We start from the raw sequence: 26,388 nt of genomic DNA on the forward strand, positions 1-26,388 counted from the left end.
GTGGCGAGAGACGAACTGCTCCCCACATCTAGGTGTCTTCCACAGAGTGTTCTATCCACAACTGTGGACAAAAAGAAAAAGGGGACCGCAAGTGTTTGATGTTGTTCAAGTTCGAAGCGGTGCGCGGGTTGTTACCGATTCCGCTCGGGATTCTCGCCTGACCATCTTTGGCAAGGCCACCCTCAACGACCGGTACCTCCTGCCGGGCGAAAGCTACCAGGACATGTTTGCGCGCGTCGCTGCGGCTTATGCCGACGACGATGCCCATGCCCAGCGGCTCTACGACTACATCAGCAATCTGTGGTTCATGCCGAGCACGCCCGTTCTCAGCAACGGCGGGACCAGCCGCGGCCTGCCGATCTCGTGCTTCCTCAACGAGGCGAATGACAGCCTCGAGGGCATCGTCGGGTTGTGGAACGAGAACGTGTGGCTGGCGTCGCGCGGCGGCGGAATCGGCTCCTACTGGGGCAATCTCCGTTCGATCGGCGAAAAAGTCGGCATGAACGGCAAGACCTCCGGCGTGGTGCCGTTCATCCGCGTCATGGACTCGCTGACGCTCGCCATCAGCCAGGGCTCGCTGCGCCGCGGCTCGGCCGCCGTCTACCTGCCGGTGAACCATCCCGAGATCGAGGAGTTCATCGAGATCCGCCGTCCGACCGGCGGCGATCCCAACCGCAAGGCGCTGAACCTGCACCACGGCCTGCTGATCTCCGACGCATTCATGCGCGCGGTGGAGAACGACGAGGAATGGGCGCTGGTCAGCCCCAAGGACGGCGCCGTGCAGCGCACCGTCTCGGCCCGCGCTCTGTGGATCCGCATCCTGACCGCTCGCGTCGAGACCGGCGAGCCGTACCTGGTGTTCGTCGACCATGTGAACAACGCGCGGCCCGAGCACCACAAGCTCGCGGGCCTCGAGGTCAAGACCTCGAACCTGTGCAGCGAGATCACGCTGCCGACCGGCGTCGACCATCACGGCAAGCAGCGCACCGCCGTCTGCTGCCTGTCGTCGCTCAACCTCGAAAGCTATCTCGAGTGGCACGAGCATCCGCACTTCATCGGTGACGTGATGCGCTTCCTCGACAACGTGCTGCAGAGCTTTATCGACAACGCGGGCTCGGACTTCGCGCGCGCGACCTATGCCGCGATGCGCGAGCGTTCGGTCGGCCTCGGCGTCATGGGCTTCCACTCCTTCCTGCAGGCCAACGGCATTCCGCTGGAATCCGTGATGGCCAAGGTGTGGAACAAGAAGATGTTCAAGCACATCCGCGCCCAGTGCGACGAGGCGTCCCTGACGCTCGGCAAGGAGCGCGGTGCCTGCCCGGATGCCGCCGACTTCGGCTTCCAGGACCGCTTCTCCAACAAGCTCGCGATCGCGCCGACCGCGTCGATCTCGATCATCTGCGGCGGCGCCTCGCCCGGCATCGAGCCGTCGGCGGCCAACGTCTACAACCACAAGACCCTCTCGGGCTCCTTCGTGGTGCGCAACCCGTACCTCGAGAAGGTGCTGGCCCAGAAGGGCAAGAACGACGAGGACACCTGGACCGCGATCATGACGGACCAGGGCTCGGTGCGTAATCTCGACTGCCTCGACGATCACGAGAAGGCGGTGTTCAAGACCGCGTTCGAGATCGACCAGCGCTGGCTGGTCGAGCATGCCGCCGACCGCACGCCCTATATCTGCCAGAGCCAGTCGCTGAACATCTTCCTGCCGGCCGACGTGCACAAGCGCGACCTGCACCAGATCCACATGATGGCCTGGAAGCGCGGCGTGAAGAGCCTCTACTACTGCCGCTCGCTGTCCATCCAGCGCGCCGAAAGCGTGGCAGGCGAAGCCCTTGCCGCACCGCTCGGCGACCATGCCCTTACGGCGCCCAAGACCGATGCTCCCTCTCCTCTGTTCCCCGGAGCGCCGCCGGCACAGAGCAATGACTACGAAGAATGTCTTAGCTGCCAGTAACGAGCGTCGTCCCCTGTCGCGTCTCCGGGGTTCCGGAGGCGTGACAGGGGATTTTATTTTCAAGCGACCCCATTCATTCGCCCGACATATTGGACATTCGCGCCATGTCACTCCTCGACGCCAAGCCGATCTACAAGCCGTTCCACTATCCCTGGGCCTATGACGCCTGGCTGACGCAGCAGCGCATCCACTGGCTGCCCGAGGAAGTGCCGCTGGCCGACGACGTCAAGGACTGGCGCAACAAGCTGACGGACAGCGAGCGCCACCTGCTGACGCAGATCTTCCGCTTCTTCACCCAGGCCGATGTCGAGGTGAACAACTGCTACATGCGGCACTACTCCCGCGTCTTCAAGCCGACCGAAGTGCAGATGATGCTGGCTGCCTTCTCGGCGATGGAGACGGTGCACGTTGCCGCCTACAGCCACCTGCTCGACACGATCGGCATGCCCGAGACCGAGTACTCCGTCTTCCTCACCGTCAAGGAGATGAAGGACAAGTACGACTACATGCAGGGCTTCAACGTCGATTCGAAGGCCGACATCGCCAAGACGCTGGCCGTGTTCGGCGCCTTCACCGAGGGCCTGCAGCTGTTCGCCAGCTTCGCCATGCTGATGAACTTCCCGCGCTTCAACAAGATGAAGGGCATGGGCCAGATCGTGACCTGGTCGGTGCGCGACGAGACGCTGCACTGCAACTCGATGGTCAAGCTGTTCCGCACCTTCATCCAGGAGAACCCGGAGATCTGGACCGAGGAGCTGCAGCGCGAGATCTACGTCGCCTGCTCGACCATCGTCGACCATGAGGACGCCTTCATCGATCTCGCCTTCGAGCTGGGCGGCATCGAGGGCATGACCGCCGTCGATGTGAAGCGCTACATCCGCTACATCGCCGATCGTCGCCTCACGCAGCTCAGCCTGCAGCCCATCTACCGCGCGGACGCCAAGAACCCGCTGCCGTGGATGGACCAGATGCTGAACGCCATCGAGCACACCAACTTCTTCGAGAACCGCTCGACCGAATACTCCAAGGCGTCGACGCGCGGCACCTGGGAAGAGGCGTTCAGCTAGGCAACCTCTTCCCGCCGCCGTCATTTATGACTTGGCGTCGGCGGAGGAGGGTTGCGCGATGGTGAAGACCTATCACGGCTCGTGTCACTGCGGCCGGGTCCGCTTCGAGGCGGACATCGACTTCGACAAGGGCACCGGCCGGTGCAATTGCACCATGTGCTCGAAGAAGCGGGCCTGGAACGTCTCGGTGAAGCCCGATGCGTTCCGTCTCCTGTCCGGCAAGGACGATCTCGGCGACTACCAGTTCGCCACCCTCCAGGGCCACCATCGCTTCTGCCGGAACTGCGGCGTCACCGCTTTCGGTGATGGCGACGTGAAGGAACTGGGCGGCGCCTTCGTCTCGATCAGTGTCGCCGCCATCGACGATCTCAGCCCCGAGGAGCTCGGGCGCCTTCCCGTGCGCACCATGGACGGCCGCCACAACAACTGGATGGAACAGCCCAAGCACGGCGGCTATCTCTGAGGCCTCGCCCAGTTCTGGCCGCCGTAATAGAAGCGAAGGATCGTCACCTCTGCTGAGGAGACGGTGAAGGCGATCGCGATCCGTCGTTCGAAGCCGACCACCCGCAAGCCGGGTCGCAGATCGTCACGTCTCTGGCCTCGCTCGCCACTCGTCTCGAAATCCGCGCAATAGGCCATTACGCGCTCGATGTAGTTCAGCGCTACCTGGGCGCCTGCTCGTTCGGTGATCCAATCGCCCAGCTTGATAAGATCGTCTCTTGCCTCGGGTGCGAAGGCGACGGTACGTCTTTTCAACGACGAGCCTTGCGCTTAGCGCTGTAGCGCGTGCGCGCTTCGGAAAGGACCGACTTGGCCGAAACCTTGCGCTCCGGATTCGCCTTCATCGCGTCATAGACTGGGACGACTTCGTCCTGCAGCCATCGTTCAACGGCAGCATCGCGTTCTTGCAGTGCACGCAGACCGGCTCGGATGACCTCGGAGCTGGACGCATAGGCGCCTGATTCGACCTTCGCGTCGATATAGGCGGCCTGTTCGGTTGGCAGGCTGAAGGTCCGCTTCGAAACTCTGCTCATTCTGTTCTCCGGTATGACTTGATCATACCCCCTCTCGAACGTTGGCGGGAGAGTCAACTTATTGGCCGCTTTGCTCCCTTCCGCCTCCCCACAAGACCGATGTAGGCTTCCTCCGCCGAGCGTCAGTTGCGTTGCGTATACGCGTCGTAATGAAACCGTGGAGGCAACAACCATGATAATTCGTCGTCGTTCATTGGCGCATCTCGCTGTGGGTGCCGCCGCCTTGCCGTTCGTGCCCGGCATGGCACGGGCGCAAGCCTATCCATCGCGAACCGCCCGCATCGTCGTCGGCTTTCCCGCCGGCGGCGCGACCGACATCCAGGGGCGCCTGATGGGCGAATGGCTGACCGAGCGTCTCGGGCAGCAGTTCATCGTCGAGAACAAGCCCGGCGCCAGCGGCAACATCGGCACCGAGACCGTCGCCAAGGCAGCACCCGACGGCTACACGCTGCTGCAGGTCGTGACGCCGCATGCGATCAATGCCGCGCTCTATTCCAACCTCAGCTTCGACTTCATGCGCGACATCTCGCCGGTCATCTATTCGGCGCGGCTGGCTTACCTCGTCGTGGTGAACCCGTCGGTGCCCGCGAACACGCTGCCCGAGTTCATCGCCTACGCCAAAGCCAACCCGGGCAAGATCAACTACGGATCGGCGGGCCAGGGCACGCCGCAGAACATCGCCTGCGAACTCTTCAAGATGATGACCGGCGTGAACCTGGTCCATGTCCCCTACAAGGGCGGCGCGCCGGCGGTCGCCGATCTGATCAGCAACCACGTGCAGGTGATCTTCGCGCCGCTGTCGGAGTCGATCCAGCAGGTCAAGGCCGGCAAGCTGCGCGCTTTGGCGGTGACGACCACGACGCGTCTCGACGTGCTGCCGGATATTCCGCCGGTGGCGGACTTCGTGCCGGGATACGAGGCCAGCGGCTTCGCCGGCATCGGCGTGCCCAAGGGCACGCCGGTCGAGATCATCAACCTGCTGAACAAGGAGCTGAATGCCGGCCTCTCCAGCGACAAGCTCAAGACCCGCATCGTCGAGCTGGGCGGCACGGTGATGGGCGGCACGCCCGCGGAGTTCGGGAAGGTCCTTGGCGATGCGACCGTGAAGTGGGCGAAGGTGATCCAGGCCGCCGGCATCAAGGCCGAGTAGCACCGGCCGGCAGAAGCAGGAGCGCCGCCGCGGCACCCACTCCGGACGCGGCGGCCGCAAGCAGGAACACCCGGGTGTAGTCGCTCGCCGCCTGTTCCGATCCAAGTGCCGCGCCCAGGACTGCGATCCCAAGCGCGAAGCCGCCCTGGCGCATCACGATGGTGAGCGCCGAGGCCATGCCCGCTTGCGCTGGCGGCGCCAGGGTCACGACCGCGCCCGAGAGCTGCGACTGCACGAGCGCCGTGCCCGTCGCGATCACGGCCATGCCGAGGAGCACCATGATCCATGTGGGCTGCAGCGCCAAAGCGAGGTCGCCGGCGGCGATCGTTACGAGGCCGCAGGTGAAGAGGGTTCGCCATCCCCAGCGCGTGGCCAGGCGGCCGGCGAGCGGCGGCAGGAAAACCATCGGTACGGTCGCGGCGAGCATCGCGACGCCGGCCTGCGCCGTGGAAAGTCCGAAGGCCGCCGTCAGGAACAGCGGCAGGTAGACCAGCACGGCCCAGTAGCCGATCGACACGGTGATCAGCAGCAGGGCAACGGCGATCATCGCGGGCTGTGTCAGCAGTGCGGGATCGAGGACCGGCTGCGGCCGGCGCCTCTGCTGCACGATGAACAGAACGCCGCAGACGAGGCTCGCGCCCGTGCCGAGGACGATGTGCGCCACAGTGCGGCCGGCCAGCAGCGTTTCGATGGCGATGCCGAGCGCCAGGGTGAGCAGGGCGATGCCCACGGGATCGAGCGGCCGCGACCCGGCGGCGCGTTCCTCGGCAACGAGACGCGGCACGATCCAGGCGGCCAGCAGGCAGAAGGGAAGGTTGGCGAGGAAGATCCAGCGCCAGCCGAACCAGGCGGCGACTATGCCTCCAAGCGTCGGGCCGAGTGCCATCGCAGCGCCCGACACGATGCCCGCGAGGCCGAAGGCCCGCGCGCGATCCGCCGGATCAGGATAGGCGCTGGCGGTCAGCGCGATCGAGCCGGTGATCACGAACGCAGCGCCGAGTCCCTGGGCGACGCGCGCGGCCCATAGGCTCGGGCCGTCCCAGGCCAGGCCGCAGGCCAGCGATGCCACGGCGAACAATGCATTGCCGGCCAGCAGCGCGCGCCGCCGCCCGTACCGGTCGGCCAGCGCGCCGGAGGCGAGCAGGGTGGCGGTGAAAGCCAGGCTGTAGGCATCCATCGTCCAGGCATAGGCCGCGAGGCCGAAGCCGAGATCGTCGCCGATGGTCGGCAGCGCGACGATGACGGCGGTGACGTCGAGCTGGGTGAGGAAGCCCGCGAAGGAGAGGGCGAGGGCAGGGGTGCGCCGGAAGCTGTTCATGGCGCCCAGTGATGCCGTCTCGCGCGCGCGGACCCGAGCGCCAAGCATTCACTTCGACATGAATATGGTTCATGATGCCATAAATGCGCTCGCTGCCGCCCTTCGACGCCCTGGTCGCCTTCGACACCGCGCTCCGCCATCGCAGCATGACGCGGGCGGCGGCTGAACTCGGCATGACGCAGAGCGCGGTCAGCCACCGGCTGCGCCGGCTCGAAGCCTATGTCGGCGCGCCCTTGCTCAATCGCTCGAGCACCGGCCTGAGCGCGACACCGGCCGGGACAGCACTCGCGACCGGCCTTGCCGATCTGCTCGACGGCCTCTCGGGCTTGCGTGCGCGCTGTCGCGCGGTCGCCCTGCCGTCAGGGCTCAGGGTGGGTGTGGGCGCGGCGCTCGCCGACTACTGGCTGGTGCGACGTCTGCCGGCGTTTGCTGAAGCGAATGCCGGCCTGGAAGTCGAACTCACCATCGTGGAGAGCGAGGCCGAGCTCCGAACACCCGAGATCGACGTCCATATCCTGTGGCAGCCCACGGCGACGGCGCGCTCCTCCTCGACGCAGCGGCTGCTGTTCCAGGAGCAGGTCTTTCCCGTCTGCGTTCCCGGCTTGCTGCCCGGCGGCAAGAAGCTGCGCGATCCGAAGGCACTGGCGACGCTGCCCCTGCTGCACAAGGGCACGCCCGGCCGCGGCCAGGGCGCGGAATGGTCGTGGCCCGTCTGGTTCGAACGGCTGGGCATTGCCGGCAAGCCGCCGGCTGCGGCCCTGCGCTTCGGCAACATCCACACCGCGATCAGCGCGGCATTGCAGGGCGCGGGCGTCGTCATGGCGCGCTCGCTGCTGGTGCACGATGCGCTGAAGGACGGGCGGCTGGTGCGCGTGCTGCCGTCCTTCTGGGACATGCCGTCGAGCAAGGCCCATATCGTGCGCTGGCCCGCCGCCCTGACGGGCGACGAGCGCGTGCGCCGGTTCGTGAAGTGGGCGGTCGCGGAGGCCGAAAGGACCACCGGCCGCCGCGCGGCTCAGCCCTCGCCGAAGGTCCGCTTGTAGGCCTTGCTCATCACCTCATCGAGGCGCGCGCCGGGAACGAAGTCGGACATCTCGTCCGGTCGCGTCAGGCCCGGCAGCTGGCGTGCGCAGTCCGACGGTTCGCCGATCACCTGGGTGACCGGATACAGCGCCGACCAGGCGGGGACGCCCTCGTAGTCTTCCTCCTCGTCCGCGACATGCTTGTCGCGAATCTTGCCCGACACCATCTCCATCTCCATGCCGATCATGGTGGTCGCCTTGAACTCCTGCTTGTTCGGCTGGCGAATGAGCTTGGAGCGGCCGGGATAGATGCGGTCGATGAAGCGGTCCATCAGCTTCAGCTTCTCTTCCGGATCGTCGATCACATGCGCCTTACCGAAGGCCATGACGGCGCGATAGTTCACCGAATGGTGGAAGCCCGAACGCGCCATCACCAGCGCATCGAGATGCGTGACGGTCAGGCAGACGTCGACGCCTTCCTTCTGGCTGCGGATCATGCGGCTCGCCGAGGAGCCGTGCCAGTAGAGGTGGCTGCCCTCGCGCCAGAAGGAGGTCGGCGTGCAGTAGGGCCGGCCGTCGATCACATAGGCGATGTGGCAGACCAGGGCCGCATCCAGGATCGCGTGAACGGTTTCCTTGTCGTAGCGACCGCGCTCGTGGACGCGCTTCACCTTGTTCACGTTGGTGACGGGATAGCTGTCGGGCGGAGGAGAGATCGAATCGGGAGGGCTCATGACGTGACCTTTGGCGCACCGGGAATGGGGTTGCTTGCGGGAAGACCATCGTCGCGATACGGATCAGGTGAAAGAGCCAGTTTGGCGGAAAGAGACTGGACCAGTTGAAGTCGCGCCCTCGCCGCGCCCCGCCGCTTGGCCTGGCGCTCGATCCTTCCTCGCCCGAGCCGCTGCATCGTCAGATCGGCGAGCAGATGCGACGCGCCATCCTCGACGGGCGGCTGAAGCCCGGCACGCGACTGCCCTCGTCGCGCCAGATGGCCCAGGATTTCGACTGCGCGCGCGGCACGGTGGTGCTGGCTTTCGATCAGCTCGTCGCCGAGGGCTATGTCGTGAGCCAGGCGGGCTCGGCGATGTCGGTCGCGGCCAACCTGCCCGACGAGATGCTGACCGTGCCGCACACCGGCACGCCGCGACAGGGACAGGCTTTCGCCAAGCCCGCTGTCGCGCGCCGGACACGGGCGCTGCTGGCTGAGACCCCATCGCCCGTTCCCGCCGGACCGCCTTTGGCCTTTCCCACCGGCCAGCCCGATCGCGAGGCCTTTCCCTTCGCCCTATGGGCCAAGCTGCTGGAGCGCGAATGGCGGCGGCCCGGCATCGAGGCGGCGAGCGCCGTCCATCCGTTCGGCCATGCGGGCCTGCGCGAGGCGATCGCGACCTATCTCGGCGTGGCGCGCGGCTTCACCTGCGATCCCGGATCTGTCGTCGTCACGACCGGTATCCGCCACGGACTCTCGTTGTTCGCCGAGGTCGTGCTCGATGCCGGCGACACGGCCTGGATCGAGGAGCCGGGCTTCGTCGGCGTGCGCGAGGCACTGGCGACGGCGGGTGTCAACGCCGTCCCCGTCACCATCGACGAGTCAGGCTTCTCGCCCGAGGCCGCGCAAGCATTGGCGCCCGATGCACGGCTCGCCGCCGTGGCACCCGCGCATCATTTCCCGCTCGGCACCGTGCTCAGCCTGCAGCGCAGGCTCGAACTCCTGAACTGGGCCGAGCGCACCAAGGGCTGGATCGCCGAGGACGATTTCGACGGCGAGTATCGCTACAGCGGCCGGCCGTTGGCGCCGCTGCGCACCCTCGATCGCGCCGGTCGTGTCGCCTATTTCAGCAGCTTTTCCAAGCTGCTCTTCCCGGCACTTCGGCTCAGTTTCCTCATTCTGCCGGCCTCGCTGGTCGAGGCCACCGAACGGATCATGGATCGCGTCTCGGTGCGCGCGCCGCTGCTGGGGCAGGGCGCGCTGGCGCGCTTCATCGCCGAAGGACACTTCGCCACCCACCTGCGCCGTACGCGGCAGCTCTACGCCGGCCGCCGCGAAACACTGCTGCAGGCTGCGGCGAAGCATCTCGATGGCTTGCTCACCGTGGCGCCCGACCCTGGCGGCATGCATGTGATCGCGAGGCCGACGCCCAAACTCGCGCCGCGCTTCGACGATGTTGCCGTGACCGCGGCCGCAGCGGCCGAAGGCCTGATCGTCCAGCCGCTTTCGACCTGCTACGCCGGAAAGGCGCAGCAGCATGGCCTCATCCTGGGTTACGCCGGAACACCCGAGCCGGAGATCGAGCGTGCGCTCCTCAAGCTGCGCGATGTGGTGTCAGCCGACCTGCGCCGCCTTCGCCGCCTCGAAGGCCGCGAGGCGTTCGGGAAGCTTGCCAAGGGAAGAACTCGCCGTTGAGGCGGCCGCGGGCTTGGGCAGCGTGTCGTAGAAATGGCAGGCCACGCGATGGCCATTGCCGGCGTCGCGCAGCTCCGGCTGCTCCTGCCTGCAGCGCGGCTGGGCGTGGATGCAGCGCGTGTGGAAGCGGCAGCCCGGCGGCGGGGCGAAGGGGCTGGGCACGTCGCCGGCCAGCAGCACGCGCTCCTTGCGCACGCTGGGATCGGGGCGCGGGATCGCCGACAGCAGCGCCTGCGTGTAGGGGTGCAGCGGCCGGTCGTAGAGGTCGCGCTTGGCTGCGATCTCGACGAGCTGGCCGAGATACATCACCGCCACCCGGTCGCTGATGTGCTTCACCACGGCGAGATCGTGGGCGATGAAGAGATAGGAGAGGCCGAAGCGCTGCTGCAGGTTCTGCAGCAGGTTCACGATCTGCGCCTGGATCGACACGTCGAGCGCCGAGACCGGTTCGTCGCAGATGATGAGGTCGGGATTGACCGCCAGCGCGCGGGCGATGCCGATGCGCTGGCGCTGGCCGCCCGAAAATTGGTGCGGATAGCGTCGCGCGTGTTCGGGCAGCAGGCCGACTACATCGAGCAGGTCCTTGACCCGTGTCGCGCGCTCGGCCTCGGTGTGGAGGTCGTGCACCGCCATCGGCTCGGCCAGGATCTCGCCCACCGTCATGCGCGGGTTGAGCGACGCATAGGGGTCCTGGAAGATGATCTGCATGTGGCGGCGCAGGCGGCGCAGCGACTGCTTGTCGAGCGTGGCGATCTCCTCGCCCTTGAAACGCACCGAGCCCGCGGTCGGGTCCATCAGGCGCAGCACGAGGCGGCCGGTCGTCGACTTGCCGCAGCCCGATTCGCCGACCAGCGCCAGGGTCTCGCCGCGCGCGATCTCGAAGCTCACGCCTTCGACGGCGCGCACCATGCCGATCACCTTGCGGCGGATCAGGCCGCGGCTCACCGGGAAGTGCTTCACCAGTCCGTCGACCTGGAGGACGGGCGTTGCTGTTGCTGCAGCGATACTCATGCGGCCCTCGCCAGTTCGACGGGCGCCTTCCAGCAGGCCACGCGATGTTCCGGTCCGAGATCGCGCAGCGGTGGCGGCTCGACATGGCAGCGCGGATCGGCGAAGGGGCAGCGCGGCGCGAAGCGGCAGCCCTTGGGCTGGTTGTTGGGGCTCGGCACCGAACCCTCGATGGTCGAGAGGCGCTCGCGATCGACCTCGATTCGCGGGATCGAGCCCAGCAGGCCGATCGTGTAGGGATGCTTCGGATCGGCGAACAGCGCATCGACCGGCGCGCTTTCGACGATCTTGCCAGCGTACATCACCACCACCTCGTCGGCGATCTCGGCGATGACGCCGAGATCGTGGGTGATGATCAGCATGGCCATGCCGAGCCGCCGCTGCAGGTCCTGCAGCAGGTCGAGGATCTGTGCCTGGATGGTGACGTCGAGCGCCGTCGTCGGCTCGTCGGCAATCAGCAGTGCCGGCTCGCAGGACAGCGCCATGGCGATCATGACCCTCTGGCGCATGCCGCCGGACAGGAGATGCGGATAATCGTCGACGCGCTGCTTGGCCGAGGGGATGCGCACCAGCTCGAGCATTTCGATCGCGCGGGCCTTGGCGGCCTGCGGCGAGAGCTGCGTGTGCGCCAGAATCGCCTCGACGATCTGCTGGCCGATCGTGTGCACCGGATTGAGCGAGGTCATCGGCTCCTGGAAGATCATCGACATCTTGCCGCCGCGCAGGCGACGGCGTTCGTCGGCCGACAAGCCGAGGACGTCCCGGCCTTCGAACAGGATCGCATCGGCCTCGACCTGGCCGGGCGGGCTCGCCACCAGGCCCATGACGGAGAGCGAGGTCACGCTCTTGCCGCAGCCGGATTCGCCGACCAGCCCGACGGTGCGGCCGCGACCGACGGAAAAGTCGATGCCGTCGACCGCGCGGAAGAGGCCGCGGTCGGTGTGGAAGTGGGTGCGGAGACCGCGGACTTCTAGGAGCTTTTCCATCAGAAGGAGTAGTCCAAGCCCTTGTAGAAGGTGTTCTGGTAGAGCATGTGCGGCCGCACGCCCTTCAGCTTCTTGAGGCTGGTCGTGTACATCGCGATGTTCATGACCGGCATCCAGAGATGCTCCTCGGTCACCCGCTGCTGGGCCAGCGCATAGTATTTGGCGCGGTCGGCGTCGGTGATCGAGGCGCGGCCCATCTTCAGGTACTCGTCGGTCTTGGCGTCGTTCCAGTTCATGCGGTTGGGTGCCGGCATGTTCTTGGAATCGAAGTAGAAGTTCAGCAGGTCGCCGGACGAGATGTAGGGGAAGGTCACCGTCCACAGCTCGAAGTCCTGCTTGCCCATCTCCGCCGGTGCGATCGTCGAATCGTAGCCCACGATCTTCCAGTCGACGCCGATCTTGCGCATGTAGCCCTGGATCGCTTCGGAGACGCGCGGGAAGTAGGCAACCTGGGTGAACAGGACCTTGGGCGCGAGCCTCATGCCGTCCTTCTCACGGATGCCGTCGGCGCCGACCTTCCAGCCGGCCTCGTCGAGCAGCTTTTTCGCCCGTTCGACATCCTCCTTGATGATGCTCTTCGTGGATTCCGCGAAGTCGAGCGTCTTGGGATCGATGAAGGTGTAGGCAGGTTCCGCGTTGCCCAGCATGATGCCCTTGGTGATATCGGCGCGGTTGATGGCGATGTTCATCGCCTCGCGCACGCGCTTGTCGGCCACCATCGGGCGCGTGGTCTTGTAGCCGTAGTACATCAGCTGGAAGTTGGGCTTGGCCTCCTGGACGTTGAGGTTGGGCGAGGCCTTGACCTGCTGGATGAACTGCAGCGGGATCTGGTGCGTGACGTCGAACTGCCCGCCCATCATCGCGGCGACGCGGCTCGAATCCTCCGGCACGATCTTGATGCTGAGCTTCTCGAACTTCACCGGCCCCTTGTTGGCGTACATGGAAGGGCCCCATTTGTAGGCATCGTGCCGCTTCAGCACGATCTCGGTGCGCGGCTGCCAGCTCTCGAAGCACCAGGGGCCTGTGCCATCGATCGCCTTGGTGCCGTAATCCTTGCCCAGCGACTCGACGCTCTCCTTGTTGTGGATCGCCGTCGTGAACATGGTGAGCTGCAGCAGCAGGTCGGCGAAGGGTTCGTTCAGCTCATATTCGACCGTGTAGGGATCGGGCGCCCGAAGTTCCTTGATATTGCCGGCGCGCCAGGCGAGCGGCGCCTTGAGCTCGGGGCTGGTCAGCCGCTTGAAGGAATAGATCACGTCCTCGGCCGTGAACTTCTTGCCGCTGCAGAAGGTGACGTCGTCGCGCAGCTTGAAGGTGTAGAGCTTGCCGTCGGGGCTGATCGTCCACGATTTGGCGAGGTACGGGATCGGCGTCTTGCCGTCCCAGTCCATCGCCACCAGCGTGTCCTGGAACATGTTCACGATGTCGGAGGTCGGCGACCAGGTCGTGCGCTGGCCGTCGTAGTGCGGCGCATCGAGGGACTTCATCATCCGCAGGGTCTGCGCTTCTCCCATCTGGGAAAAGCCAACTACGCCAAGCAACGCTGTCACGCCCTTCAAGAAGTTACGCATCGCTTCCTCGCTCTGTTGTCGTTGTTCGTTAATGCGTCGCGTCGAGACCCTTGTAGAAAGTGTTCTGGTAGATCATGTGCGGGCGGACGCCCTTCAGCTTCTTGGCTGTCACCTGGTGCATGTTGATGTTCAGCACCGGGATCCAGAGATGCTCGCGCGTCACCTGCTGCTGCACCGCCGCGTAGTATTTGGCGCGGTCGGCATCGTTCAGGGCGGCGCGGCCGAGCCGCAGCGTCTCGTCGGTTTCGTCGTTCTTCCAGTTCATCCGGTTGGGTGTCGGGATGTTCCTGGAATCGAAGTAGATGTTCATCAGGTCGCCGGCCGACAGGTAGGGCACGGTCACCGACCAGATCTCGTAATCCTGCTCGGCCATCTTCACCGACGAGATCGTCGAGTCCCACGGCTGGAGCTGCCATGCCACGCCGATCTTGCGCATGTAGCCCTGGATCGCCTCGGCGACGCGCGCCGAATTGCTCGATTGCGTGTAATAGACCTTGGGCGCAAGCTTCACGCCGTCCTTCTCGCGGATGCCGTCGGCGCCCGGCTTCCAACCGGCCTCGTCTAAAAGCTTCTTCGCCCGCTCGACATCCTCCTTCACGATCTCGCGGCTCTTCGGATCGAAGTCGAGCGCGTCGGAATCGACGAAGGTGAAGGCAGGCTCGGCATTGCCCAGCAGCACGCCCTTGGCGATCTCGGCGCGGTTGATGGCGATGCTCATGGCCTCGCGCACGCGCTTGTCGGCCACCATCGGCCGCGAGGTCTTGAAGCCGTAGTAGAGGAGCTGGAAGTTGGGCTTGGCCTCGTTGACCGCGAGCATCGGCGCGGCCTTGGCCTGGGCGATGAACTGCGAGGGGAACTGGTGGGTGATATCGAACTGGCCGGCCATCATTGCCGCGACCCGGCTGGAATCCTCGGGCACGATCTTGATGACCAGCTTCTCGAACTTCACCGGCCCCTTGTTGGCGTACATAGAGGGGCCCCACTTGTAGGCATCGTGGCGCTTCAGCGTGATCTGCGTGCGCGGCAGCCAGCTCTCGAAGCACCAGGGGCCGGTGCCGTCGGCGCCCTTGACGCCGTAATCCTTGCCCAGCGCCTCCACGCTCTCCTTGTTGTGGATCACGTTGGTGAACATGGTGAGCTGCAGCAGCAGCTCGGAGAAGGGCTCCTCAAGCTCGTACTCGACCGTGTAGGGATCGGGCGAGCGCAGTTCCTTGATGGTGCCGGCACGCCAGGCGAACGGACCCTTGATCTCGGGACTCTTCAGGCGCTTGAAGGAATAGACGACATCGTCGGCGGTGAACTTCTTGCCGCTGCAGAACGACACATCGTCGCGCAGCTTGAACGTATAGAGCTTGCCGTCGGGGCTCACCGTCCACGACTTGGCGAGATAGGGAAGCGGCGTCTTGCCGTCCCAGTCGAGCGCCACCAGCGTATCCTGGAACATGTTGACGATGTCGGAGGTCGGCCCCCATGTCGTGCGCTGCGCGTCGTAATGCGGCGCGTCGATCCCCTTCATCATGTTGAGGGTCTGCGCCGTCGCCGGATACGCAACACTCAACGCGAACGCTGCACTCAGCACATGCTTGATCATGTCTGCAGCCTCGGATCGAGGACGTCGCGGAGTGCGTCGCCCAGAAGGTTGGCGGCCAGCACGATGACGAAGATCGCGAAGCTGGGGATCGTCGCGATGTGCGGCGCCATGAACAGGAAGTCGCGGCCTTGCGCCGCCATCATGCCGAGTTCGGCGGTCGGCGGCTGGGCGCCCATGCCGAGGAAGCCCAGCGCCGAGCCGATCAGGATGATCTGGCCGAAGCGGAGCGTCAGGAACACGAAGATGGTCGAGATGCAGTTGAGGGTGAGGTAGCGCCAGATCAGCGTCCGGTCGGAGACGCCGACGGCGCGGCCGGCTTCCATGAATTCCTGGCTCATGATGCCGATCGCCGCACCACGCGCGACGCGCGCCACGTCGGGTACGGTCGCCACCACCAGCGCGATCACCACGGCGGTGAGGCCGGCGCCGAAGATCGCCGCGACCGCGAGGCCGATCAGGATCGCCGGGAAGGCCAGCATCACGTCGACCAGGCGCATGATCCAGCCGTCGAGGCGACGGTAATAGGCCGCCAGGATGCCGAGGAAGCCGCCCAGGAAACCGCCGAAGATGACGCCGATCAGGCCGAGCATGAGCGTATTGCGCGCGCCGTAGATGACGCGGCTCAGGATATCGCGGCCGGTATTGTCGGTGCCGAACCAGTGCTCGGCGCTGGGCGGCTGCATCACCTTGGTGAGATCGGTGAGGTAGGGATCGTAGGGCGCGACCAGCGGCGCGAAGATGGCGGCGAGTCCGATCGTGGCCAGCAGCAGGGCGGCCACCACGGCGACCTTGTCGCGCATCAGCCGGCGCAGGACGCCCGACCGGGAGAAGACGCCATTCTCTTCGGCGCGCGCAGGAACGTTGAGGGCTTCGACGCTCATGACCGCTGCATCCTCGGATCGAGATAGACGTAGAGAACGTCGACGATCAGGTTGATCGAGAGGAAGGCGATCGCGAGGATCATGATCGCGCCCTGGGCCGTCGGGAAATCGCTGGAGACGATGGCGCCGACCGCCAGCCGTCCGACGCCGGGCCACGAGAACATCGTCTCGGTGACGACGGCGCCGCCCAGCAGGAACGCCGCCTGCAAGCCGATCAGGGTGACGACCGGGATCATCGCGTTGCGCAGCGCGTGGTGGATGATCACCGCCGTCTCGCGCAGGCCCTTGGCGCGGGCCGTGCGGACATAGTCGGCGCCCAGCACTTCGAGCACGGCGGTGCGCGTCAATCGCGCGATCGGCCCGATCAGCACGCTGCCCAGGGTCAGCGCCGGCAGCACGAGGCTCGGCAGGCCGCCGTCCCAGACCGGGCCGGTGCGGCCGGTGAAGGGGAACAGGCCCCACTGGAAGCCCATGTACTGGATCAGCACCAGGCCGATGAAGAAGACCGGCATCGACACGCCCGCGACCGAAATGGCCATGATCGCGCGATCGACCAGCGTGCCGCGCTTCACGGCGGCGAGCGTGCCCAGGGTCAGGCCGCAGGGAATGGCGATCAGCATGCCGCCCAGCATCAGCTCGACCGTCGGGCCGATGGTGAGGGCCAGCTCCTCGCTCACCATCTTGTTGGAGATGATGGAGCGGCCGAGGTCACCCTGCAGCACGCGGCCGATATAGTCGGCGAACTGGATGGGGATCGGACGGTCGAGGCCGAGCTCGAGGCGGATCGCCGCGATGGTCTCGGCCTTGGCGTCGGGCCCGGCGATGATCATCGCCGGATCGGCGGGCACCACCTGCAGCAGACAGAAGCACAGGAAAAGAACCCCGAGCAGCGCGGGGAACGAGACCAGCAGGCGGTGGACAATCTGTCTTCCCATGCGCCGTCCTCGGACCGATTCGGCCAAGGGGAAGCGCGCCGGTTTCCCGGCGTGTCTCGACGTTTCTCCCTGGCAGCCGCTGCTTCGGTCAGACCTGCGCGGCGTTCGTTATGCAGCGATACTGCATGCGAAATTTGCCGATGTCACGCCCAGCCACCCGCATGGGGTAGAACATGTCCGGTGATGAAGCCGGCGCCGTCGGAGCAGAGGAAGCAGATCGTGGCACCGAGTTCATCCGACTTGCCGAGACGACCGAGCGGAATCTGCGCCGTCATCTTGGCCATCGCCTCGCTGTTGGCGAGCAGCGCCGGCGGGAAGTAGTCGGGGTTCTCGACATAGTTCGAGCCCACCGCGTTCACCGTGATGCCGTCGCGTCCCAGTTCCTTGGCAAGCGAGGAAACGAGACCGTTCCCCGCCGCGCGCGCCGAGACATAGGGCGCGTAGTTGGCGATGCCGCGCAGAGGTGCCGCCGAGGAGACGAACACGATGCGGCCCGACTTGCGCTTGCGCATCGACGGCGCGACGAGCTGGGTCAGGCGGAACGGCGCCACCGCCATGATTTCCAGCGCATCGCGGAAATCCTCGATGCGGGCCTCGCCGAGCGGTGCGCGCAGCGCCGGATAGGCGTCGTTGTTCACCAGCGCGTCGATATGACCGTGCCGCTTCAAGGCCAGCTCGACCATCGTCGCCGGCTCGGTCGCCGACAGGGCATGGGCGCCCGGGAACTCCGATTCGTACTTGCGCCGTGCGCTCGGCGCCTCGAACGACGGATCGTGGGCCAGCACGGTGGCGCCGTTGGCCAGGGCGACCCTTGTGGTGCCGTGGCCTGCGAATTTCTCGACGTTGGTGATCAGGACGACCCGGTCTTTCAGCAGCATGGCGATTCCTCTAGGTTGCGGCCCCATGGACCGAGCCTCTTCCGACGATCCTAGCGCAGCCCGCCCCGAGGGACAGACCCTCGAGGAACTGGCCCCGGACGGTCGTGCGTCCTTCGGCTATCGCGACGTACCGGCTGCCGAAAAGGCCGGCATGGTGCGCGAGGTCTTCGCCAGCGTGGCGCCGCGTTACGACCTGATGAACGACCTGATGTCGGGCGGCGTGCACCGGCTCTGGAAGAACGCCATGGTCGACGTGGTCAATCCGCGCCCGGGCGAGAAGCTGCTGGACGTGGCCGGCGGCACCGGCGACATCGCCTTCCGCCTGCTGCGCCGCCAGGGCGAGCGGCCCGACGTCACCGTCTGCGACATCAATCCCGCGATGCTGGAAGTCGGGCGCGACCGCGCCGTCGACCGCGGGCTGCTGCGGGGGCTTACCTGGGCGACCGGCGATGCCGAGCACCTGCCGTTCCCGGACCGTTCGTTCGATGCCTATACGATCGCCTTCGGCCTGCGGAACGTCACCGACATCGACCAGGCGCTGCGCGACGCCTATCGCGTGCTGAAGCCGGGCGGACGGTTCTACTGCCTGGAATTCAGCAAGGTCACCTCGGCGCCGATCAGCCGCGCCTACGATGCCTATTCCGAGCGCGCCCTGCCGTTCTTCGGCAAGGTCATCGCCCGGGACGCCGAGTCCTACCGGTACCTGCACGAGAGCATCCGTCGTTTCCCGCCGCAGCGCGAGCTGGCGGCGCGGATGCGGGCCGCCGGCTTCGACAACGTCTCGTGGCGCGACATGTCGCTCGGCGTCGTGGCCCTGCACCAGGGCTGGCGCATCTAGATGTTCCGCGCGCTCCGCAACGGCTGGCGCCTGCTGCGCATGGCGGTGAGCTTCGCGCGCCACGACGCGCTGTTCCCGCTCGAGACGCTGGGCATCGCGCCGGCGGTGATCGCCTGGGCGCGCCTCTTCGCGCCGCGCAGTGACACGCGCCGCCCGGGCGAGCGACTGGCGGCGGCGCTGCAGGACATGGGCCCGTCCTTCATCAAGCTCGGCCAGGCGCTGTCGACCCGCGCCGACCTGCTGAGCGAGGAGGTGGCCGCCGATCTCGCCCGCCTGCAGGACCATATCCCGGCGTTTCCCGGCGCCGAGGCCCGCCGCATCATCGAAGCCGAGCTGGGCCAGCCGATCGACGCCATCTTCTCAAGCTTCGACGATGTGCCGATCGCAGCGGCGTCGATCGCGCAGGTCCATTTCGCGGTGACGACCGACGGCCGCGACGTCGCGGTCAAGGTGCTGCGGCCCGGCATCGAAAAGGCCTTCGAACAGGACCTCGATCTCTTCTACTGGATGGCCGAGCTGGTCGAGCGCACGCAGCCGCGCTTCCGCCGCCTGAAGCCGGTCGAATCGGTGCGCGCCTTCGCCGACGTGGTGCGGGTCGAGATGGACCTGCGCATGGAGGCCGCGGCCGCCGAGGAGCTGGGCGAGAACTTCGCCGACGATCCCAACTATCGCGCGCCCAAAATCGACTGGGATCGCACCGCCGAGCGGGTGATGACGCAGGAGCGGGTCGACGGCATCCCGATCGGCGACCGCGACGCCATCATCGCCGCCGGCCACGACCCGCACGAGATCATGCGCAAGTGCGCCGAGGCCTTCTTCTACCAGGTGTTCCGCGACGGCTTCTTCCATGCCGACATGCATGGCGGCAATGCCTTCGTCGATCGCCAGGGCACCATCGTGCCGGTCGATTTCGGCATCATGGGCCGGGTCGACCCCGATACGCGGGGCTATCTCGCCGAGCTGCTGGTCGCCTTCCTGCGCCGCGACTATCATGCCGTTGCCGAGGTCCAGTTCCGCGCCGGCTACGTGCCGCCGGATCAATCGCTCGAAACCTTCGCCCAGGCCTGCCGCTCGATCGGCGAGCCGATCTTCGGCAAGCCCAGCCACCAGATCTCGATCGCCCGCCTGCTGGCCCAGATGCTGCGGGTCACCGAGCAGTTCGAGATGTCGGCGCAGCCGCAGCTCCTGCTGCTGCAGAAGACCATGCTGATGGCCGAGGGCATGGGCACCAAGCTCAATCCCGACGTCAACATCTGGGAGCTGGCGCGGCCGCTGATCGAGGACTGGATGGTCACCCATTTCGGCCCTCGCGCCACCGTCGGCCGCGCCGTCGACGATCTGGCCCAGGGCCTGCGCCGCCTGCCGCGCCTGATCGACAGCCTGCACCTCGTGGCCGAGCACGAGCGGCGCAAGGCCGAGCGCGACGCGCTTCAGCCGCCACCGCCGGCCGGCGGACTCCTGAGGCCGCGTTTTGCCGAGATCGTGGCCGTCCTCGCGCTGATCGCCGCCATCGCGGCCTGGTGGCACTGATCCCGTGACGACCGACCAGATCGTCATCGGGCTCGCGATCTTCCTGCTCGCGGGCACCGTCAAGGGCCTGGTGGGACTCGGCCTGCCGGCCATCTCCATCGCGCTGATGTCGCTGTTCCTGCCGCTGTCGGAGGCGATCGCGCTGATCGCCCTGCCGACCGTCTTCACCAACATCTGGCAGGCCTCGGTCGGCGGCCATTTCTGGCACATCGTGCGCCGCCAGTGGCCGCTGATCCTGCCGCTCACGGTGGTGCTCTACCTGACGGTCTGGCTGGTCGGCCAGAAGGGGCCCGGCTGGGCCTTCATCGTGCTCGGCACGGTGCTGATCGTCTACAGCACGCTCGGCCTGTTCCGTATCCGGCTGACCATCCATGAAGATCTGGAGAAGCCGCTGGCACCCGTCATCGGCGTCGTGTCGGGCTTCGTGGCGGGCCTGGTCGGCGTGCCGGTCGTCCCTTTGATGCCCTACCTGCAAGGGCTGGACATCAAGCCGGTGGAGCTGGTGCAGACGCTGGGCGTGGTGCTGTGCGCCACGTCGCTGACCCTGACCTTCTCGCTGCTCTTCTTCGGCGTGCTCGACGGGCCGCGCGCCATCGTCTCGGGGGTCGCCGTCCTGCCGGCCGTCGGCGGCATGTGGCTCGGCCAGCAGATCCGCTCCCGCCTCTCGGTCGATCAGTTCCGCCTGGCCGTGTTCTGGGCGCTGCTGGCGACCGGCCTCTATACTGTCGCCACCCGCCTCTTGTGATAGGCTGAAAGCCATGTTGCACGGCAAGCGTATCCTGCTGATCGTCGCGGGCGGCATTGCTGCCTTCAAGTCGCTGGACCTGATCCGGCGGCTGCGCGAACGCGGCGCCTCGGTGCGCTGCGTGCTGACAGAAGCCGGCGCGAAATTCGTGACGCCGCTCTCCCTGCAGGCCCTGACCGAGGACCGCGTCTACAGCGACATGTTCTCGCTGACCGACGAGAGCGAGATGGGCCACATCCAGCTCTCGCGCGACGCCGACCTGCTGGTCGTGGCGCCCGCCACCGCCAATGTCCTGGCGCGCATGGCCGGCGGTTTGGCCGACGATCTCGCCTCGACCGTGCTGCTCGCCACCGACAAGCCGGTGCTGGCGGCACCGGCGATGAACGTGCGCATGTGGACGCATGCCGCGACCGTGGCCAATGTCGAGACGCTGAAGAAGCGCGGCGTCACCTTCCTCGGGCCGAACGATGGCGCCATGGCCTGCAACGAATTCGGCCCCGGCCGCATGTCGGAGCCGCTCGAGATCGTGGCGGCGATCGAGGCGATGCTGGTGCGCGACCGGCCGCTGGCCGGCCGGCGTGCGCTGGTCACCTCGGGCCCGACGCGCGAGGCGCTCGATCCGGTGCGCTTCATCTCCAACCATTCCTCGGGCAAGCAGGGTCATGCCATCGCCGCGGCGCTGGCGCAGCTCGGCGCCGAGGTGACCCTGGTGAGCGGCCCGGTCGCCGTGCCCGATCCGCCGGGTGTGAGGGTCGTGAAGATCGAATCGGCGGACCAGATGCTGGCGGCCAGCCTTGAGGCCGGCGCGCTCGACATCGCGGTCTGCGCCGCCGCCGTCGCCGACTGGAAAGCTGCCAAGCCCGCCACCGGCAAGATCAAGAAGAAGGCAGGGGCTCCGCCGCCCGCCCTCGAACTGGCGCCCAATCCCGACATCCTGGCGACGCTCTCCCAGACCGGCCCGCGGCGGCCGGCGCTGGTGGTCGGCTTCGCGGCCGAGACCGAGAACGTAGTGGCCAATGCCATCGACAAGCGCGCCCGCAAGGGCTGCGACTGGATCGTTGCAAACGATGTGTCACCGGCGACGGGTACTTTCGGCGGCGAGCGCAACACCGTGCATCTGATCACCGCCGCGGGCACCGAGGACTGGCCGCCGCTCGGCAAGGGCGATGTCGCTATGCGGCTCGCCGGACGGATTGCATTGCATCTGGCCGAGGCGGGCAAGAAGCAGGCTGCAGAGTAATTCAAACGGGGGGCCGATGAAGGGCGTCGAGAGCATCGAGATCGAGATCGTGCGGCTGCCGCACGGCCGTGACCTGCAGTTGCCCGACTATGCGACGGCGGCGGCCGCCGGCGCCGACCTGCTGGCGGCCATCGACCAGGATATCGAGCTGGCGCCGCTGGAACGCCGGATCGTTCCGACGGGCATTTCGATTGCCCTGCCGGTGGGCTTCGAGGCCCAGGTCCGGCCGCGTTCCGGCCTTGCCGCCAAGCACGGGATCACGGTCGCCAACGCTCCCGGGACGATCGATGCCGACTATCGCGGCGAGGTCGGGGTCATCCTGATCAATCTCGGCAAGGAGCCGTTCCGCATCGAGCGCGGCATGCGAATTGCACAGATTATTATTGCCCGACATGCCCGCGCCGTCTGGCGAGAGGTCTCGACCCTCGACGAAACGGCACGCGGTGCGGGTGGCTTCGGGTCGACAGGGGTAGCAGCCGGCTCCGGCAACAGAGCCTAGAGGGGACGAGAACGGGATGCCTCGCCTCAGTAAGAAGACGATGTTCGCGATCGAGGCGGTCCTCGACGTGGCCTTCCACGTCGGCGATCACCCGGTGCGCAGCGGTGACATCACCGAGCGCCAGCGGATTCCAAAGCGATATCTGGAGCAGGTCCTGCAGCACCTGGTGCGGGCAGGCATCCTGGCCGGCAAGCGCGGTCCGCGTGGCGGTTACCGCCTGGGACGGGACAGGTCGACCATCACCCTGGGCGAGGTCGTGCGGGTGGTGCGCAATCTCGAGGTCGAGACCGAGCCCAGCGATCCCTCGATCGGCTCGCCGCTGGCCCACGAGGTGGTCTGGCCGCTGTGGGAGAAGCTGCGCGAGGAGATGATGGCGCAGCTCGACAACGTCACCATCGAGGATCTCTGCCAGCAGGCCCGCACCAAGGGGCTCAACGTTTCGGCGACAGTGCAGCACGCAGGCCACGCGACGATCTGATATACAGCTCCCCGGTTTCAATCCGGAGGAGCAAGACATGGCCAGGAAGACTGCGGTTGCGAAGGCGAAGAAAGCCAAACCCGCCCCGCGCAACAAGAAGCTCTACGACGAGGGCATGAAGATGCGCAAAGCCGTGCTGGGCGCGGCTTACGTCGACAATTCGCTGGCCGGCGCCGCCGACGACGAGTTCATGATGGCCTTCCAGGACATCACCACCGAGTACTGCTGGGGCTATGCCTGGACGCGTCCGGGCCTCTCCAAGAAGAACCGCTCGATGCTGAACCTCGCCATGCTGGCGGCGCTCAATCGCGGACCGGAACTCAAGCTGCACATCAACGGCGCGCTGAACAACGGCCTCACCAAGGACGAGATCAAGGAGATCTTCCTCCAGGTCGCGATCTATTGCGGCATCCCCGCCAGCCTCGACGCTTTCAAGACCGCCCGCGACGTCTTCAAGGACCGCGGCATCTGAACGTCCGATTGCGAAGGGTCCCTCGGTAGCGAGGGGCCTTTCATCAACTGCTCTACAAATACGATCTCACTGCAGGGACTGAATCATGACGACGCTCACGCCTCCCGCCACCATCGCCTTCATCGGCCTCGGCATGATGGGCCGCCCGATGGCGAAACGCCTCGTCGAGGCCGGCTTCACCTTGCGCGTGTTCGACGTCTCGCAGAAGGCGGTCTCCGATTTCGTCGGCGCCCATCCCTCGGCGCTGGCCACGGCCTCGGCGAAGGCCGCCGCCCAGGGTGCCGCGGCGCTGATCACCATGCTGCCCGACGGCAAGATCGTGCGGCAGGCCGTGCTCGACGGGCAGGACCCGGCGATCGAGGGCCTGGAAGCCGGCGCGGTCGTCATGGACATGAGCTCGTCCAATCCGGTCGACACGCAGAAGCTCGCGCGCGATCTCGCCGCGCGCGGCGTAGCGCTGCTCGATGCACCCGTTTCAGGCGGCGTGAAGCGCGCGGTCGACGGTTCGCTCAGCATCATGGTGGGCGGCGCGGCGGCCGATCTCGAACGCGCGCGTCCCGTCTTCGGCGCCATGGGCAAGACCATCACGCTCTGCGGTCCGGCCGGCGCCGGCCATGCGCTGAAGGCGCTCAACAACTACCTGTCGGCCGCCGGCCTGGTCGCCATGTGCGAGGCGCTGGTCGTCGGTGAATCCTTCGGCCTCGATCCCGGCACCATGGTCGACGTGTTCAACAGCTCGACCGGCAAGAGCAACGCCACCGAGGTGAAGGGCCGCCAGTTCGTGGTCTCGAAGACCTTCGCGGCCGGCTTCACCACCGCACTGATGGCCAAGGACCTGCGCACCGCGGGCGACGTCGCCTCGCATCTGAAGCTGCATGTGCCCGGCCTGGAGCAGGCCGTTGCCTACTGGACCGACGCCGACGGCAAGCTCGGCAAGGGCGCCGACCATACCGAGATCTTCCGCTACGCCGAGATGCTGGCCGAGGAGAAGTAAAGCCTTCGCGTGTGGCCCAAAGGTCCCTCACTGCGTTCGGGATGACAGCGTTTTCTGAGGTGACGCACTGCGCTGACCCAAGAAAAATTGTCATCCCGAACGCAGTGAGGGACCTTTCGCTTTTCTCGGAGAGCTCTGTGGCAGCCCGTCGCGACGGGGCTGCCTTTACAGCGCCAGAATCGGCTCGTATATAAAAGCCACCCAGGGCCTCTGGCGTCGCCTCCCCGGCGGCAACTCGACGGGGCCCCTCCAGTACGACACAGCGCTGTTTTTCCAAGGCTCGGCCGCCCGGTCGGTGCAAGCGCGTGCGTCATTTCCCCCCACAGATCGAAGACTCAATGAATCTCCAGGACCTCAAGAAGAAGAAGCCCCCCGAACTCCTGGCCTTTGCCGAAGAGCAGGGCGTCGAGGGCGCGGCGATGATGCGCCGCCAGGAGCTGATGTTCGCCATCCTCCAGAAGATCGCCGCCGCCGACCAGGCGATCTTCGGCGTCGGCACCATCGAGGTGATCCCCGACGGCTTCGGCTACCTGCGCTCGATGGAAGCCAACTACCTGCCCGGCGCCGACGACATCTATGTCAGCCCCCAGCAGGTCCGTAAGTTCGGGCTGCGCACCGGCGACACGGTCGAAGGCGAGATCCGCGCGCCCAAGGATGGCGAGCGCTACTTCGCCATGGTGCAGATCAACAAGATCAACTTCGACGATCCCGACGCGCTGCGCCATCGCATCAACTTCGACTCGCTGACGCCGCTCTATCCCGACGAGAAGCTGAAGCTCGAACTCGACGGCGGTGCTGCCGCCATGGCGCCGGCCGTCACCGAGGAAGCTGTCGGCGGTTCGAAGGCGACCTCGTCGGGCCGCGTCGGCACGCGCCGCACCGGCACGCTGACCAAGAAGGCCGGCACGACGCCGCAGCAGCAGCTCGACATCTCGACCCGCGTGATCGACCTGATCGCGCCGATCGGCAAGGGCCAGCGCGCCCTGATCGTGTCGCCGCCGCGCACCGGCAAGACGGTGCTGCTGCAGAACATCGCGCACGCCATCACCGCCAACAATCCCGAGGTCTTCCTCATGGTGCTGCTCGTCGACGAGCGGCCCGAGGAAGTGACGGACATGCAGCGCACCGTGAAGGGCGAGGTCGTGAGCTCGACCTTCGACGAGCCGGCCAGCCGCCATGTCGCGGTCGCGGAAATGGTGATCGAGAAGGCCAAGCGCCTGGTCGAGCACAAGAAGGACGTGGTGATCCTGCTGGATTCCATCACCCGCCTCGGCCGCGCCTACAACACCGTCGTGCCCAGCTCCGGCAAGGTGCTGACCGGCGGTGTCGATGCCAACGCGCTGCAGCGTCCGAAGCGCTTCTTCGGTGCGGCCCGCAACATCGAGGAAGGCGGCTCGCTGACCATCATCGCGACCGCCCTGATCGATACCGGCAGCCGCATGGACGAAGTCATCTTCGAGGAGTTCAAGGGCACCGGTAACTCGGAAATCATCCTCGACCGCAAGGTCTCCGACAAGCGCACCTTCCCGGCGATCGACATCACCAAGTCGGGCACCCGCAAGGAAGAGCTGCTGGTCGACCGCGCGACGCTCTCGAAGATGTGGGTCCTGCGCCGCATCCTCATGCCGATGGGCGCGGTGGACGCGATCGAGTTCCTGCTCGACAAGCTGCGCACCTCGAAGACCAACCAGGATTTCTTTGGATCCATGAACCAGTAGGGCGCAAAGGGCGCGCCCTTGAGCGCGCCCTGGTGGGTGGCAGCGCTTGTAACCAAGCGCGAGAGCCCA

General features: G+C 66.4%; 26 protein-coding genes. 15 read left to right on the plus strand and 11 right to left on the minus strand.

Translation table 11 applies throughout. The features are described 5' to 3' along the window. Window positions 1-163 precede the first annotated feature (163 nt). From AC1ROX_RS00975 to AC1ROX_RS00985, 3 genes are all read left to right on the plus strand, one after another. On the plus strand, window positions 164-1,957 hold the full coding sequence (locus tag AC1ROX_RS00975) for a ribonucleoside-diphosphate reductase subunit alpha (RefSeq protein ID WP_493122504.1): 1,794 nt from the start codon (window positions 164-166) through the stop codon (window positions 1,955-1,957). Between the two features lie 104 nt (window positions 1,958-2,061). Beyond that, complete coding sequence (locus tag AC1ROX_RS00980) at window positions 2,062-3,024, plus strand: ribonucleotide-diphosphate reductase subunit beta (RefSeq protein WP_230550461.1); 963 nt, start codon at window positions 2,062-2,064, stop codon at window positions 3,022-3,024. A 58-nt stretch (window positions 3,025-3,082) separates the two neighbouring features. Then, entirely contained in the window at window positions 3,083-3,487 is a 405-nt protein-coding gene (locus AC1ROX_RS00985; protein WP_493121546.1) for a GFA family protein, read from the plus strand. Here the strand turns inward: AC1ROX_RS00985 and AC1ROX_RS00990 are convergent. Then, window positions 3,478-3,780 (minus strand): type II toxin-antitoxin system RelE/ParE family toxin, encoded by a 303-nt coding sequence (locus AC1ROX_RS00990; protein ID WP_493121548.1) that lies wholly within the window; start codon window positions 3,778-3,780, stop codon window positions 3,478-3,480. The genes AC1ROX_RS00985 and AC1ROX_RS00990 overlap by 10 nt on opposite strands. Further along, window positions 3,777-4,058, minus strand: a complete 282-nt coding sequence (locus AC1ROX_RS00995; RefSeq protein WP_493121549.1) for a type II toxin-antitoxin system ParD family antitoxin — start codon at window positions 4,056-4,058, stop codon at window positions 3,777-3,779. Before AC1ROX_RS00995 ends, AC1ROX_RS00990 begins: the two co-directional genes overlap by 4 nt. Before the next feature lie 172 nt (window positions 4,059-4,230). Here AC1ROX_RS00995 and AC1ROX_RS01000 point away from each other — a divergent pair, with 172 nt between their 5' ends. Beyond that, on the plus strand, window positions 4,231-5,208 hold the full coding sequence (locus tag AC1ROX_RS01000) for a Bug family tripartite tricarboxylate transporter substrate binding protein (protein WP_493121551.1): 978 nt from the start codon (window positions 4,231-4,233) through the stop codon (window positions 5,206-5,208). On the opposite strand, the gene AC1ROX_RS01005 is transcribed toward AC1ROX_RS01000, so the two are convergent. After that, window positions 5,195-6,574: an MFS transporter gene (locus AC1ROX_RS01005; protein ID WP_493121552.1), complete on the minus strand. Its 1,380-nt coding sequence runs from the start codon at window positions 6,572-6,574 to the stop codon at window positions 5,195-5,197. The genes AC1ROX_RS01000 and AC1ROX_RS01005 overlap by 14 nt on opposite strands. Before the next feature lie 35 nt (window positions 6,575-6,609). Between AC1ROX_RS01005 and AC1ROX_RS01010 the strand changes: the two genes are divergently transcribed. Beyond that, window positions 6,610-7,569, plus strand: coding sequence for a LysR substrate-binding domain-containing protein (locus AC1ROX_RS01010; RefSeq protein WP_493121553.1), 960 nt, complete (start codon window positions 6,610-6,612; stop codon window positions 7,567-7,569). On the opposite strand, the gene AC1ROX_RS01015 is transcribed toward AC1ROX_RS01010, so the two are convergent. Further along, on the minus strand, window positions 7,542-8,282 hold the full coding sequence (locus tag AC1ROX_RS01015; RefSeq protein ID WP_493121555.1) for a pyridoxamine 5'-phosphate oxidase family protein: 741 nt from the start codon (window positions 8,280-8,282) through the stop codon (window positions 7,542-7,544). The two genes, AC1ROX_RS01010 and AC1ROX_RS01015, sit on opposite strands and share 28 nt — an antisense overlap. A 104-nt stretch (window positions 8,283-8,386) precedes the next feature. On the opposite strand from AC1ROX_RS01015, the gene pdxR reads away from it, so the two are divergent. Continuing rightward, window positions 8,387-9,955: a MocR-like pyridoxine biosynthesis transcription factor PdxR gene (gene pdxR, locus AC1ROX_RS01020; protein ID WP_493121556.1), complete on the plus strand. Its 1,569-nt coding sequence runs from the start codon at window positions 8,387-8,389 to the stop codon at window positions 9,953-9,955. Here pdxR and AC1ROX_RS01025 read toward each other — a convergent pair. The 7 genes from AC1ROX_RS01025 to AC1ROX_RS01055 all read right to left on the minus strand — a co-directional run bounded on the left by AC1ROX_RS01025 (window position 9,875) and on the right by AC1ROX_RS01055 (window position 17,805). Then, window positions 9,875-10,966 carry an ABC transporter ATP-binding protein gene (locus AC1ROX_RS01025; RefSeq protein WP_493121558.1) on the minus strand — a complete coding sequence of 364 codons (1,092 nt, stop codon included), beginning with the start codon at window positions 10,964-10,966 and terminating at the stop codon, window positions 9,875-9,877. The two genes, pdxR and AC1ROX_RS01025, sit on opposite strands and share 81 nt — an antisense overlap. After that, window positions 10,963-11,949, minus strand: a complete 987-nt coding sequence (locus tag AC1ROX_RS01030) for an ABC transporter ATP-binding protein (RefSeq protein WP_493121559.1) — start codon at window positions 11,947-11,949, stop codon at window positions 10,963-10,965. The genes AC1ROX_RS01025 and AC1ROX_RS01030 overlap by 4 nt, the downstream gene beginning before the upstream one ends. Further along, window positions 11,949-13,520, minus strand: a complete 1,572-nt coding sequence (locus AC1ROX_RS01035; protein WP_493121561.1) for an ABC transporter substrate-binding protein — start codon at window positions 13,518-13,520, stop codon at window positions 11,949-11,951. The genes AC1ROX_RS01030 and AC1ROX_RS01035 overlap by 1 nt, the downstream gene beginning before the upstream one ends. A 28-nt stretch (window positions 13,521-13,548) precedes the next feature. Further along, window positions 13,549-15,111, minus strand: a complete 1,563-nt coding sequence (locus AC1ROX_RS01040) for an ABC transporter substrate-binding protein (protein WP_493121562.1) — start codon at window positions 15,109-15,111, stop codon at window positions 13,549-13,551. After that, the gene (locus AC1ROX_RS01045) at window positions 15,108-15,992 is read right to left on the minus strand and encodes an ABC transporter permease (RefSeq protein ID WP_493121564.1); all 885 of its coding nucleotides are present in this window, start codon (window positions 15,990-15,992) and stop codon (window positions 15,108-15,110) included. Before AC1ROX_RS01045 ends, AC1ROX_RS01040 begins: the two co-directional genes overlap by 4 nt. Then, a complete protein-coding gene (locus AC1ROX_RS01050) occupies window positions 15,989-16,927 on the minus strand; it encodes an ABC transporter permease (RefSeq protein WP_493121565.1) in 939 nt (312 codons plus the stop codon). Before AC1ROX_RS01050 ends, AC1ROX_RS01045 begins: the two co-directional genes overlap by 4 nt. A 143-nt stretch (window positions 16,928-17,070) precedes the next feature. Further along, the gene (locus AC1ROX_RS01055) at window positions 17,071-17,805 is read right to left on the minus strand and encodes an SDR family oxidoreductase (RefSeq protein WP_493121566.1); all 735 of its coding nucleotides are present in this window, start codon (window positions 17,803-17,805) and stop codon (window positions 17,071-17,073) included. Window positions 17,806-17,830: 25 nt separating this feature from the next. Here AC1ROX_RS01055 and ubiE point away from each other — a divergent pair, with 25 nt between their 5' ends. From ubiE to rho, 9 genes are all read left to right on the plus strand, one after another. Next, entirely contained in the window at window positions 17,831-18,643 is an 813-nt protein-coding gene (ubiE, locus tag AC1ROX_RS01060; RefSeq protein ID WP_493121568.1) for a bifunctional demethylmenaquinone methyltransferase/2-methoxy-6-polyprenyl-1,4-benzoquinol methylase UbiE, read from the plus strand. Then, the gene (ubiB, locus tag AC1ROX_RS01065; protein WP_493121569.1) at window positions 18,644-20,173 is read left to right on the plus strand and encodes a 2-polyprenylphenol 6-hydroxylase; all 1,530 of its coding nucleotides are present in this window, start codon (window positions 18,644-18,646) and stop codon (window positions 20,171-20,173) included. Window positions 20,174-20,177: 4 nt separating this feature from the next. Then, window positions 20,178-20,918 carry a sulfite exporter TauE/SafE family protein gene (locus tag AC1ROX_RS01070; RefSeq protein ID WP_493121571.1) on the plus strand — a complete coding sequence of 247 codons (741 nt, stop codon included), beginning with the start codon at window positions 20,178-20,180 and terminating at the stop codon, window positions 20,916-20,918. 13 nt (window positions 20,919-20,931) lie between these two features. Next, entirely contained in the window at window positions 20,932-22,158 is a 1,227-nt protein-coding gene (gene coaBC, locus AC1ROX_RS01075) for a bifunctional phosphopantothenoylcysteine decarboxylase/phosphopantothenate--cysteine ligase CoaBC (RefSeq protein WP_493121573.1), read from the plus strand. A 16-nt stretch (window positions 22,159-22,174) separates the two neighbouring features. Further along, complete coding sequence (dut, locus tag AC1ROX_RS01080; RefSeq protein WP_493121574.1) at window positions 22,175-22,657, plus strand: dUTP diphosphatase; 483 nt, start codon at window positions 22,175-22,177, stop codon at window positions 22,655-22,657. Window positions 22,658-22,673: 16 nt separating this feature from the next. Next, a complete protein-coding gene (locus tag AC1ROX_RS01085) occupies window positions 22,674-23,135 on the plus strand; it encodes an RrF2 family transcriptional regulator (RefSeq protein ID WP_493121576.1) in 462 nt (153 codons plus the stop codon). Window positions 23,136-23,172: 37 nt separating this feature from the next. Next, window positions 23,173-23,607 (plus strand): carboxymuconolactone decarboxylase family protein, encoded by a 435-nt coding sequence (locus tag AC1ROX_RS01090; RefSeq protein WP_493121577.1) that lies wholly within the window; start codon window positions 23,173-23,175, stop codon window positions 23,605-23,607. Between the two features lie 85 nt (window positions 23,608-23,692). Continuing rightward, a complete protein-coding gene (locus tag AC1ROX_RS01095) occupies window positions 23,693-24,601 on the plus strand; it encodes an NAD(P)-dependent oxidoreductase (protein WP_493121578.1) in 909 nt (302 codons plus the stop codon). Window positions 24,602-24,939: 338 nt separating this feature from the next. Further along, window positions 24,940-26,319 carry a transcription termination factor Rho gene (rho, locus tag AC1ROX_RS01100; RefSeq protein ID WP_493121580.1) on the plus strand — a complete coding sequence of 460 codons (1,380 nt, stop codon included), beginning with the start codon at window positions 24,940-24,942 and terminating at the stop codon, window positions 26,317-26,319. Window positions 26,320-26,388 lie beyond the last annotated feature (69 nt).

It is taken from the genome of Reyranella sp. GW821-FHT14A01 (assembly GCF_058803965.1).

Excerpts from the sequence above, each read along its gene's own strand:
- AC1ROX_RS00980 (WP_230550461.1), top strand. The coding sequence starts at position 2,062 with ATGTCACTCCTCGACGCCAAGCCGATCTACAAGCCGTTCCACTATCCC.
- AC1ROX_RS00985 (WP_493121546.1), top strand. The coding sequence starts at position 3,083 with ATGGTGAAGACCTATCACGGCTCGTGTCACTGCGGCCGGGTCCGCTTC.
- AC1ROX_RS00995 (WP_493121549.1), bottom strand. The coding sequence starts at position 4,058 with ATGAGCAGAGTTTCGAAGCGGACCTTCAGCCTGCCAACCGAACAGGCC.
- AC1ROX_RS01000 (WP_493121551.1), top strand. The coding sequence starts at position 4,231 with ATGATAATTCGTCGTCGTTCATTGGCGCATCTCGCTGTGGGTGCCGCC.
- AC1ROX_RS01005 (WP_493121552.1), bottom strand. The coding sequence starts at position 6,574 with ATGCTTGGCGCTCGGGTCCGCGCGCGCGAGACGGCATCACTGGGCGCC.
- AC1ROX_RS01010 (WP_493121553.1), top strand. The coding sequence starts at position 6,610 with ATGCGCTCGCTGCCGCCCTTCGACGCCCTGGTCGCCTTCGACACCGCG.
- AC1ROX_RS01015 (WP_493121555.1), bottom strand. The coding sequence starts at position 8,282 with ATGAGCCCTCCCGATTCGATCTCTCCTCCGCCCGACAGCTATCCCGTC.
- AC1ROX_RS01025 (WP_493121558.1), bottom strand. The coding sequence starts at position 10,966 with ATGAGTATCGCTGCAGCAACAGCAACGCCCGTCCTCCAGGTCGACGGA.
- AC1ROX_RS01030 (WP_493121559.1), bottom strand. The coding sequence starts at position 11,949 with ATGGAAAAGCTCCTAGAAGTCCGCGGTCTCCGCACCCACTTCCACACC.
- AC1ROX_RS01035 (WP_493121561.1), bottom strand. The coding sequence starts at position 13,520 with ATGCGTAACTTCTTGAAGGGCGTGACAGCGTTGCTTGGCGTAGTTGGC.
- AC1ROX_RS01040 (WP_493121562.1), bottom strand. The coding sequence starts at position 15,111 with ATGATCAAGCATGTGCTGAGTGCAGCGTTCGCGTTGAGTGTTGCGTAT.
- AC1ROX_RS01045 (WP_493121564.1), bottom strand. The coding sequence starts at position 15,992 with ATGAGCGTCGAAGCCCTCAACGTTCCTGCGCGCGCCGAAGAGAATGGC.
- AC1ROX_RS01050 (WP_493121565.1), bottom strand. The coding sequence starts at position 16,927 with ATGGGAAGACAGATTGTCCACCGCCTGCTGGTCTCGTTCCCCGCGCTG.
- AC1ROX_RS01055 (WP_493121566.1), bottom strand. The coding sequence starts at position 17,805 with ATGCTGCTGAAAGACCGGGTCGTCCTGATCACCAACGTCGAGAAATTC.
- ubiE (WP_493121568.1), top strand. The coding sequence starts at position 17,831 with ATGGACCGAGCCTCTTCCGACGATCCTAGCGCAGCCCGCCCCGAGGGA.
- ubiB (WP_493121569.1), top strand. The coding sequence starts at position 18,644 with ATGTTCCGCGCGCTCCGCAACGGCTGGCGCCTGCTGCGCATGGCGGTG.
- coaBC (WP_493121573.1), top strand. The coding sequence starts at position 20,932 with ATGTTGCACGGCAAGCGTATCCTGCTGATCGTCGCGGGCGGCATTGCT.
- dut (WP_493121574.1), top strand. The coding sequence starts at position 22,175 with ATGAAGGGCGTCGAGAGCATCGAGATCGAGATCGTGCGGCTGCCGCAC.
- AC1ROX_RS01085 (WP_493121576.1), top strand. The coding sequence starts at position 22,674 with ATGCCTCGCCTCAGTAAGAAGACGATGTTCGCGATCGAGGCGGTCCTC.
- AC1ROX_RS01090 (WP_493121577.1), top strand. The coding sequence starts at position 23,173 with ATGGCCAGGAAGACTGCGGTTGCGAAGGCGAAGAAAGCCAAACCCGCC.
- AC1ROX_RS01095 (WP_493121578.1), top strand. The coding sequence starts at position 23,693 with ATGACGACGCTCACGCCTCCCGCCACCATCGCCTTCATCGGCCTCGGC.
- rho (WP_493121580.1), top strand. The coding sequence starts at position 24,940 with ATGAATCTCCAGGACCTCAAGAAGAAGAAGCCCCCCGAACTCCTGGCC.